Raw genomic sequence first — 9,647 nt, 5'->3', positions numbered from 1 at the left:
GTCATCGGGAGGAGGCAGCTCGGCCGCGGGATGGGGCGGCGCTTCCTCTTTCTTCGAGCAACCGGTGGCCACGAGGCACCCGGCGAGCCACAGCGACGACAGCCATCGTCCGGCACGCTTCATCGTTCCTCCCCTGTCGGCCCACAGTGGCCGTGAGGAACTCCCTCTCTCACGACAGGAGGCGCGGTGCCAGCCTCCCGCCAGGGACTCGATGACGAGAAGACGACAGACCCTCCGCCCGCGCACTCGGGGCGAAGGGTCCTTGGACGCCTGGGACTTCAGTCTGCCGAGGGCGTCGCGCGCACGAAGGCGCCCAGGTCCGCGTCGCGCAGGAAGTGGACCAGCACGCCGTCAATCTTCCGCGTGCCGTTCTCCACCACGGTGGGCTTGAGGAAGAAGAGGTTGTTCCAGTTGAAGTCATACAGCGCCTGCTCGGCGGCGTCGGACCAGCTCCCATCCATGCGGCCGTGGTAGTAGCCGAGCTTGCGCAGCACGCGCTTCACGTCGCGCGCCGTGTCCGCATCCAGCGTCACCCGGTCCGCGGGAAACACATCCGCGAGCGTGCCCTGGTAGCGATTCATCTCCACGCCCAGCTCCTGCAAGGCCCGGGTGCTGCCGTGGACGACCGCCTCCGCGAGCACGTGGGTATAGAACGCGGTCTCGATGGTGGAGTTCCAGACGCGGATGACGCCCGAGCGCTCTCCATTGCGGTCCCCACCCACGCGCGCCCCGGCCTTGAGCGAGGCATACAGTCGCTGCGGCAGGCTGCCCCGCGCCTGACGAAAGCCGTCCGCCATGGCCCGGCACATGTCGGGGGTGCTCATGTTGTTGGCCTGCACCACGAACGTGTCGCCCTTGATGGAGCAGGTGTGCTCGCTGTTCTCCGAGCCCGAGCGCTGGCCCACCGTCACGCTGCCATCCGGGTGGAGCTTCACCGCGGCGAGCTGGCGGATGGGGGCATACGGGTCCGAGGCCAGCACCGTGTCGATGGCCTCCTGGGGCGCGGTGCCCGAGTCGATGCGCGCGATGACCGCCTGCGCGTCATCCACCGAGGGCAGCGCCATGGTGGCCACCGCCACGTCCGAGCGACCATAGGGCACCAGTCCGCTGACGCCGCTCGGGAAGGAGATGACGGCCATGCCGCACGACTTCTCCACCGGGTCACACGCCACGACGGCGCGCGTGCCGAAGATGCTCGGATTGAAGGGGCGGTCCGCCGCGGACGCCTGGGTGGAGCCAAGCAACACGGACGCAGCGACGAGCAGGCCACGCTTGAACGGCTTCATGCACGTACCTCGGGGCAGGGCTCCGCCGGGGCCGAGCAACCACCGCTCGACGCGGATGAGACCCTTCATGTCTGGGGTTTGGTGTGCGCGATGAGACACCGAGGCGCGGGTCCGGCCCGCTCCTCGGAACTTCTGGCTCCATGAACGCCACGTCGCTTCAAGGCATATCGGGAAGACTCGGAGACCCGTGCCGGCCGTCAAGCTCCGGATTCAGGGTGAGGACCGACGGCCCGAGGAGGGCCCGCTGGCCCGGGTGCCCCGCGTATCTCGCTTCCGGGAAAATTGTAGCTGTGGCACTCCCCCCAGAAGTTTCAGACGCGCCCCACAAGGGCCCGGGTGGCGGGTATGGTCCGCGCCCGGCCGCAGCCCGCGTCCCCCCCTTACGCGCACGAACCGGAGACAGATTCCCCATGGCTCTCGACCTCACCTCCCTCCCACGTCCCTCGCGGGACGACGCCTCCATTGGCACGATGGCGCGGGGCCTCGTTGGCAGCGAGATTCTCCGCATCGCCGCGGAAGTCCGTGAGCTCGTCGCCAAGGGCCGCAAGGTGTGCAACCTCACCGTGGGCGACTTCAGCCCGCGCGAGTTCCCCATCCCCGACGGCCTGCGCCAGGGCATCGCCACCGCGCTCCAGGCGGGCGAGACGAACTATCCGCCCTCCGACGGCGTGCTGGACCTACGCCAGGCGGTGCAGCGCTTCTACGAGCGCGCCCTGGGCCTGAAGTATCCGCTGGAGGGCATCGTCATCGCGGGCGGCGCCCGGCCCATCATCTACGGCACCTACCGCGCCGTGCTCGATGACGGGGAGACCGTGGTCTACCCGGTGCCGTCGTGGAACAACAACCACTACGTCCACATGATGAACGCCAAGGGCGTCGTCGTGACGACGGACCCGTCGCACGGCTTCATGCCCACGCTGGAGCAGCTCGCGCCGCACCTGGGCACCGCGCGCCTGTTGTGCCTGTGCAGCCCGCTCAACCCCACGGGCACCATGATTTCGTCCGACGTGCTGGGCGCCATCTGCGAGCGCGTCGTCGCGGAGAACCGCCAGCGCGAGAAGCAGGGCAGGAAGCCGCTCATCCTGATGTACGACCAGATTTACTGGGTGCTGAGCTTCGGCGCGGTGAAGCACGTGACGCCGGTGGAGCTGGTGCCGGAAGTCGCCCCGTACACCGTGTTCGTGGACGGCATCTCCAAGGCGTTCGCCGCCACGGGCGTGCGCGTGGGTTGGGGCGTGGGCCCGCCGGCCATCATCGCTCGCATGCGCGACGTGCTCGGCCACGTCGGGGCGTGGGCGCCCAAGGCGGAGCAGGTCGCGGTGGCCCGCTACCTGGACGACGTGCCCGCCACCGAGTCCTTCCTGACGGAGATGCGTCAGCGCGTGGACGCGCGCCTGGAGGCGCTGCACACGGGCCTGACGCGCATGCGCGACGCGGGGCTGCCGGTGCGGCACATCGCGCCCCAGGGCGCCATCTACCTGTCCGTCCAGTTCGACCTGGTGGGCAAGGGCGGGCTGAAGACGAATGACGACATCCGCAAGCTGCTCCTGGAGAAGGCCAGCTTCGCGGTGGTGCCCTTCCAGGCGTTCGGCCTGAGCGAGGACACCGGCTGGTTCCGCCTGTCCGTGGGCGCGACGTCGGTGGCGGAAATCCAGGAGGCCCTGCCCCGCGTGGAGGCCGCCCTGCGCGAGGTGCTCGCCGCGAAGTAGTCGCCGTCGGTGCCGGGCCCCGCGCGGCGTCCTGGATGGGCGCGGGGTTCGGGAATACACGGAAAGGGCTGGAGTTCAGCCGGGTACTTCGTGCCAATGCTCAAGCGATTCGTGGATGTACGTGACGAGGAAGTTCGCGCGGTCCTCGGGTCCTTCGTCTATTTCTTCACGCTGATGTGCGGCTACGCCATCCTCCGTCCCATCCGCAACGAGATGGGGACGGCGGGCAGCGTCAAGGGCCTGCCGTGGCTCTTCACCGCCACGTTCATCGTTATGCTGCTGGCGGTGCCGGCCTTCTCCGCGCTGGTGGCGCGCTGGCCCCGGCGGGTGGTGCTGCCGCGCATCTACCGCTTCTTCCTCGTCAGCCTCCTGGCCTTCTTCGTGCTGCTGAAGCTGGACGTGGCGAGGGAGCCGGTGGCGCGGGTCTTCTACATCTGGCTGAGCGTCTACAACCTGTTCGTGGTCTCCATCTTCTGGAGCTTCATGGCGGACGTGTTCGCCGGCGAGCAGGGCAAGCGGCTGTTCGGCTTCATCGCCGCGGGTGGCACCACGGGCATGCTGGTGGGGCCCTTCCTGGTGGGGCGACTGGCGGAGCCGGTGGGGCCGGTGAACCTCATCCTCGTGTCCGCGGTGCTGCTGGAGGTGAGCGCGCAGTGCGTGCGCTGGCTGAGCCGCTGGGCCCGGGACGTCCAGCATCAGCCCCTGTCGGCGGAAGCGCCCGTGGGTGGCGGGGTGCTGGCCGGGCTGAGGCTCCTGGTGGCGTCGCCCCTCCTGCTCGCGCTCGGGCTCCAGGTGTTGCTCTACGCGGCCACGTCCACCTTCCTGTACTTCCAGGAGGTGAAGCTGGTGGCGGAGGTGGGCAAGGACGCGGCCTCGCGCACCGCGCTGTTCGGCGACATCGACTTCTACGTGCAGCTGTTGACGCTGGCGCTCCAGACGCTTGTCACCGGGCGCATCATCTCCAGACTGGGATTGGGCGCGGCGCTGGCGGTGGCGCCGGTGCTCACGGGGCTGGGCTTCCTGGGGCTGGCGGCGGTGCCGGTGCTCGGGGTGCTCGTGGCGTTCAAGGCGCTGCGGGGTGCCAGCCACTACGCGCTGGAGCGGCCCTCGCGCGAAATCCTCTTCACCACGGTGGACCGGGAGGCGCGCTACAAGTCCAAGAGCTTCATCGACACGGTGGTGTACCGGGGCAGCGACACGGTGAGCGCGTGGTTGCAGGGTGGGCTCACGGCGCTGGGCCTGGGCATGACGGGGTTGTCATTGGCGGCGGTGCCCCTGGCGGGGCTGTGGCTCGGTGTGTCGCTGTACCTGGGGCGGGAGCAGCGGCGACTGTCCCGGGAGGCCGGGGGTGCGCTCGCGCCCGTCGCCGCCGATAATGCCGCCGCCCGCTGAAGTGTGCCTCGCAGTGCTTCCTCGTCGCTCCTCGGGATGGTCGCGGGGAGCGGGGGTTGAGACGAACCTCGCAGCAGGAGACGACACGACATGAAGCTGTCTCGCAGAGACCTGATTCAAGGCGCTGTGACGGTGGGCTCGCTGTGGGCCCTGGGGTGTGCGACGTCGGGCTCGTCGGGTGGCGCGTCCGGTGAGTCGGACTCCCAGGAGAAGGGGGCCTCGGGCGCGAAGGCGAGCAAGCCCTTGAGCATCCTCATCCTGGGCGGCACGAAGTTCCTGGGTCCGGCGCTGGTGGAGTCCGCGCAGGCGCGAGGCCACACCGTCACGCTGTTCAACCGAGGCAAGACGAATCCGGGCCTCTTCCCGAACGTGGAGAAGCTGCAGGGGGACCGGGACCCGACGAAGGCGGAGGGTCTCAAGGCGCTGGAGGGCCGCAAGTGGGACGCGGTGGTGGACACGTCGGGTTACGTGCCGCGCATCGTGAAGGCCTCGGCGGAGTTGCTCGCGCCCAACGTGGGGCACTACACCTTCGTGTCCACCATCTCCGTCTACAAGGACGCGTCGAAGCCCGGCCTCACGGAGACGGCGCCCGTCGCCACGGTGGCGGACGTGACGACGGAGGACGTGGACACGCACTACGGCGCCCTGAAGGCGCTGTGCGAGCAGGCCGCGGAGAAGGCGATGCCCGGCCGCACGTTCAACGTCCGTCCCGGCCTCATCGTCGGGCCGGATGACCCGACGGACCGCTTCACGTACTGGCCGGTGCGAGTGGCGCGAGGGGGCGAGGTGCTCGCGCCCGGCACGGGGCATGACACCACCCAGTTCATCGACGCGAGGGATTTGGCCGCGTTCATCATCCTGGGGGTGGAGCAGAAGCTGTCGGGGCCCTACACCGCGACGGGGCCCTCGAAGCCCCTGGTGATGCGCGACTTCCTGGAGCGCAGCAAGAAGGCGCTGAACAGCGACGCGCGCTTCGTCTGGGCGCATCCGTCCTTCCTGGAGAAGCACAAGGTGGAGCCCTTCGGTGACATGCCGGTCTGGGTGTCGCCCACGGGTGAGGACGCGGGCCTGTTGCGGGTGAACATCGACAAGGCGCTGGCGGCGGGGCTCACCTTCCGCCCGCTGGAGGAGACGGTTCGCGACACGGTGGCCTGGTTCAACGCGGAGCCGCCCGAGCGTCAGGCGAAGCTGCGGTCGGGCATCAAGCCGGAGCGGGAGAAGGAAGTGCTCGCCGCGTGGCACCAGGAGCACGACAAGGGCAACGCCCACGCGGGTTGAGGTGTGTCAGGCGCGGATGACGGTGACGCGCCGACCCGAGGGCGTCCGGGCCTGTTCGGCCCGGGTGCGCTCGGCGATGGAGGGCTGGTTCGAGCGGCGGTCGAAGAGCATCAGCCAGCCGTCATCCAGTCCCAGGCCCTGGAGATAGCCGTCGAGCTGCTCCAGGCCCTCTGTCAGCGGGTCGGACTCGCGGTCCCTCCAAACCTTGATTTCAATGGCGAGGGTGTCCGGCCCATGTCGCACGCACAGGTCCATGCGCCCGCGACCGATGGCGTACTCGCGCTCAATCGTGCCGCCCCCATTCACCACCCGGTGGAGGAAGGCCATGAGCACCAGATGTGGGGCGACCTCGTGGTAGGGCGCGGTGGCCAGCAACGGCTCGCCATGTTGGCGCCAGAATGCGAGGAAGGCGTCTCGCAGCTGTTCGACGTCCAGTCGCCCATCGGGCTTCAACCAGGAGGGCTGGATGGAGGGGAGCGTGTCGCGCGTGCCTGACGCCAGCGAGCGGACGAGAATCTCGCGGTAGATGGGATTGGCCACCTCGAGCGTGCCGGACTCATTCCGGCGCAGCAGCCCCAGGTCGACGGCGAAGCGGCGGTCATCCTCGGGGACGTCGCCCAGGAGCTGCCCCGCGAGCATCGGCTCGAGGATGGCTCGGATGCGAGGCTCGCGCAGCCGCGCCGCGAGGCTGTCCAGGTGGGTCTCCTGGCGGTAGATGAGGATGGCCTTGGCTCGCTCCATGTCCTCGCGGCGGATGGGCTGGGACAGCTCGGGCACCAGCTCCTCGACCGCGACCTTGGCCAGGGCGTTGACGAGCCACGGCTGGCCTTGCGTGAGTTCGAAGGCGAGCGCGAGGGCTTCGGGCTCGAAGCGCTGACCCGTGTCCGTGGTGTGCTGGGAGTAGAGCTCCGTGACTTCATCCTCGGTGAAGTCGCGCAGGGTGAGCGAGCGCACCTTGATGTTGAACGGGCTGGAGGTCGCCAACCTGTCTCCGTCGTCGGAGGACACCTTGTAGTCGCGCACGTCCCGCAGCCCGATGAGTGCCATGGCGGAGGGGAAGTGCCCGGGACGGTTGCGGTGGCCGTCCCGGAGTTGTCGGAGTACGGAGACCAGCACGCCATCACGGAGTGCATCGACTTCATCCAGGAACGTGACGAGTGGCTTGTCGGTGGCCTCGGACCAGGCCGCGAGCGCGGTGGCGACGCGGTTGCCGGGCGGTGCCTCGGGAAACTCTGGAGGCTGGGACGCGGGAGGAAGCTGGGCGCGCGTGGCGAGTCGCCAGCTGGAGAGGATGGCGGCCTCCGCCGCGCCGGTGTCCTGTGGGAAACCCGCCCCGGCCTCCATGCTGACGAGGGCCGCCACGTAGCGGCCCTCCGACGTGAGCTCCCGGGCGAACGACAGGAGCGCCGTGGTCTTGCCCACCTGTCGTGGCGCGTGGACGACGAAGTAGCCCTGCTGCTCGACGAGCCGCCGCACTTCGGGCAGCCTCCGCATGGCTGGCAGCATGTAATGGTGGTCCGGATTGCACGGACCGGCGGTGTTGAACCAGCGGGGCATGTCCGGAAGGTACTACGCCTCCTTCGCTGGGGGAGGCATGGACTTGGAGGGGCCTCGATGACGTCCACGTTCCGCGGGCACGGCGTCGCCGTGCTGCTCTCGTTGTCGCTCGTGGCCTGTGGCGGCAAGGACATCCGTCCCGAGGGTCCCAGCGAGCCCTCCGCCTGTGCTCCGCTGAACCTGGAGCGGAACGTGGACCTGGAGGGCTTCCACACGGACCGCTACACGTGGCGCGATGGAGGCTGCGCGCCGCGCTCGGCCTTCCTGGTGCGCAACGACTCCGCGGACCCCGCGGGTTGGCACGGTGGCTACGTCCGTCGCTACGTCTACGAAGCGGACGGCGCCGCGCGCACCTGTGACGGCGCCAATGACGGTGTCCCCGGCTGGGGCATGGTGACGTGTCACCTCCGCGCAGGGACCACCTGGGGCAACTGGACGGAGGGAGTGACGGGCACCGGCCGCACCCTCTTCGCGGGACGTCACCACGCGCTGCACGAGTTCCGCTGGCCCTTGCCGCTCGGTGGCCACGTCGTCCAGGTGACGGTGCACTACCTCTTCGCCACCGGCAGGGACCATCCGCTCTACGCCATCACCCACGACGTCTCGAGCGTCCCGCCGGATGCGCTGGAGGCCGACGTGCGCTCGCCTTATGGCGACCTGCTCTTCGACGGCAACGCGAACGCCGAAATCGCCGGCCTTGGCTGGGGAGACCGTCACCGCTTCGTGACGCTGTCCTCCCCCGTGACGAGGGCCAGCGGCTGGGACTACCGCGAGCCCAACGTCGTCCCCTACACCCGCATGTGGACCACCGCGCCGGACGCGGAGATGGGCGTGGTGCAGACGCAGCCCTGGCTCCAGAAGCCCGCCGGTGGCTACTGGCTCTACCAACAGGGCTGGGGACAGCGCGACGCGGACGGACCCCTGCCCGACGACTGGAACTGGACCTACCAGCTCAACCAGTACCAGTTGCCCACGACGACTCGCTCCCATCGCATGGCCTGGGGCAGCAACTATGGTGCGCTCGGCTGGCGCCAGTACGCGCGCTACGGCGATGACGGCATGCTCTCCGGCCACCCCTACCAGAGCTACTCCGTCTTCATTGTGCTGGGGCCGCACTCGGAGGACCCGGTGCGGCGGCGCGCCTCGGAGGTCGAGTCCTGGCAGGCCGTGCGCCTGTCCGCCACCGAGGGTACCGTGGCCACGCACGGCCCTGGCGGCGTCGGTCGCTCGGACGCCGTGCCCTATGACGTGCCTGGCTACAACCCCGTCTACGCGACGTGGGAAGCCCGCGTGACGGGCAACCGCGCGCGCCTGCGGTTCGACGCGGGCCGTGGTTCCCTGGTGCACCCCGTGGTGGTGCTGCGCGGCTACACCGCCTCCACGCCGCCCGCGCGCGTGCTGCTGGACGACCAGGTCCTCGCCGCCGACGTGGACTGCTTCGCCTCCGTGGACGACGCGGGCGATGCGCTGTGGCTCACCCTGAACCGCACCCTCACCGGCACCGCGACGCTGCGCGTGGAGTGATTCGGGGCCCTGAAAAAGCAACGGGGGATGCCCCGATGAACTCGGAGCACCCCCCGGTATGACCCTTGCTCAGGTTCGCTCTCCCCCTCTGAAGAGCGTCACCCCCGGGTCCCCCTGCCACAGATGGCGCCGCCCCCGCGACGCCATCCTCCTACCCGCCATGCATCTTTTCCGGAGGGCCTTGGACCCCTCCAGCGAAGCGAGAGTGCGCTCCCCCCGGTGCGCATGCTGACTGCACTGCTTTCGGGATGTCTCGAGTGCCCCCAAGCACCCACACCCCTTTGAATCGGGCTTAGGGCCAGTACTCCGCGGGACGCGAGACTGCTCGCAATCGCGCCAGGGTCTGCGCCCAGCCAAACGTCTGCGGGCGCATGGACGCCACCCGCGTGACTGTTTCCATCTCCCCCCGTAGCAACCCCAGCGCGCTCGACTTCGTCAGCACCGCCAACTGCTTGCGCTTCGCCCCCGCGAAGACGGCAAGCTCTGGTACCGCGATGTCCCCCTCTGGTGCTTCAAGCGCGCCCGGACGCTCCCCTCTGATGCGAGCCCCCGTCTTCCGGGCCGTGGCTCCCCGTCCCCTGACCCCTCGCTTCACACCGTCCGGCCGCGCGTTTCCCCCCGGAACCCGCTGGCCCGACTCCTGCGCGACGTGCGACATTCGCCTCTCCCTTCGCACCATCGTTGACTGCCTTCCCCCCGTGACTCGCGCCGTGGCGCGTGTCGACCAGGGCATACTGGCCCAGCCGGTAGAATGAGTTTTCCTCGTTAGCGCCAAACGCTTGCGCGAAAGCGCCAGCTTGTCGGGCGACCTGGCGGCGGGCGGAACGTGCCGGATTCCACCCTCGGTGGTGGCGACCCGGGAGGTCGTCGGGCCGGTGAGGCGCGAGGGGTGGTGGAGTGG

7 protein-coding genes are annotated in these 9,647 nt (G+C 69.4%); 4 read left to right on the top strand and 3 right to left on the bottom strand.

Annotated features, from left to right (window positions below; all coding sequences use genetic code 11):
• Positions 1 to 278: 278 nt before the first annotated feature.
• Positions 279 to 1,286 (bottom strand): DUF1028 domain-containing protein, encoded by a 1,008-nt coding sequence (locus HR086_RS40570; protein ID WP_174468285.1) that lies wholly within the window; start codon positions 1,284 to 1,286, stop codon positions 279 to 281.
• A gap of 410 nt (positions 1,287 to 1,696) precedes the next feature.
• Between HR086_RS40570 and HR086_RS40565 the strand changes: the two genes are divergently transcribed.
• The 3 genes from HR086_RS40565 to HR086_RS40555 all read left to right on the top strand — a co-directional run bounded on the left by HR086_RS40565 (position 1,697) and on the right by HR086_RS40555 (position 5,665).
• Positions 1,697 to 2,995 (top strand): pyridoxal phosphate-dependent aminotransferase, encoded by a 1,299-nt coding sequence (locus tag HR086_RS40565; RefSeq protein WP_141649003.1) that lies wholly within the window; start codon positions 1,697 to 1,699, stop codon positions 2,993 to 2,995.
• A 96-nt stretch (positions 2,996 to 3,091) separates the two neighbouring features.
• Positions 3,092 to 4,387, top strand: coding sequence for an NTP/NDP exchange transporter (locus tag HR086_RS40560; RefSeq protein WP_141649002.1), 1,296 nt, complete (start codon positions 3,092 to 3,094; stop codon positions 4,385 to 4,387).
• Between the two features lie 90 nt (positions 4,388 to 4,477).
• A complete protein-coding gene (locus HR086_RS40555) occupies positions 4,478 to 5,665 on the top strand; it encodes an NAD-dependent epimerase/dehydratase family protein (protein WP_141649001.1) in 1,188 nt (395 codons plus the stop codon).
• A gap of 6 nt (positions 5,666 to 5,671) precedes the next feature.
• On the opposite strand, the gene HR086_RS40550 is transcribed toward HR086_RS40555, so the two are convergent.
• Complete coding sequence (locus HR086_RS40550; RefSeq protein WP_174460045.1) at positions 5,672 to 7,222, bottom strand: ATP-binding protein; 1,551 nt, start codon at positions 7,220 to 7,222, stop codon at positions 5,672 to 5,674.
• A gap of 57 nt (positions 7,223 to 7,279) precedes the next feature.
• Here HR086_RS40550 and HR086_RS40545 point away from each other — a divergent pair, with 57 nt between their 5' ends.
• A complete protein-coding gene (locus HR086_RS40545; protein WP_174468284.1) occupies positions 7,280 to 8,746 on the top strand; it encodes a hypothetical protein in 1,467 nt (488 codons plus the stop codon).
• Positions 8,747 to 9,038: 292 nt separating this feature from the next.
• Here HR086_RS40545 and HR086_RS40540 read toward each other — a convergent pair whose 3' ends face one another.
• Positions 9,039 to 9,404: a hypothetical protein gene (locus tag HR086_RS40540; RefSeq protein WP_174456936.1), complete on the bottom strand. Its 366-nt coding sequence runs from the start codon at positions 9,402 to 9,404 to the stop codon at positions 9,039 to 9,041.
• Between the last annotated feature and the right edge of the window lie 243 nt (positions 9,405 to 9,647).

Source organism: Myxococcus sp. CA039A (genome assembly GCF_013336645.1).
Classification (GTDB): domain Bacteria; phylum Myxococcota; class Myxococcia; order Myxococcales; family Myxococcaceae; genus Myxococcus; species Myxococcus llanfairpwllgwyngyllgogerychwyrndrobwllllantysiliogogogochensis.
Note: the sequence above shows the minus strand (reverse complement) of the source record. Positions and strands in the feature narration are given on the sequence as shown.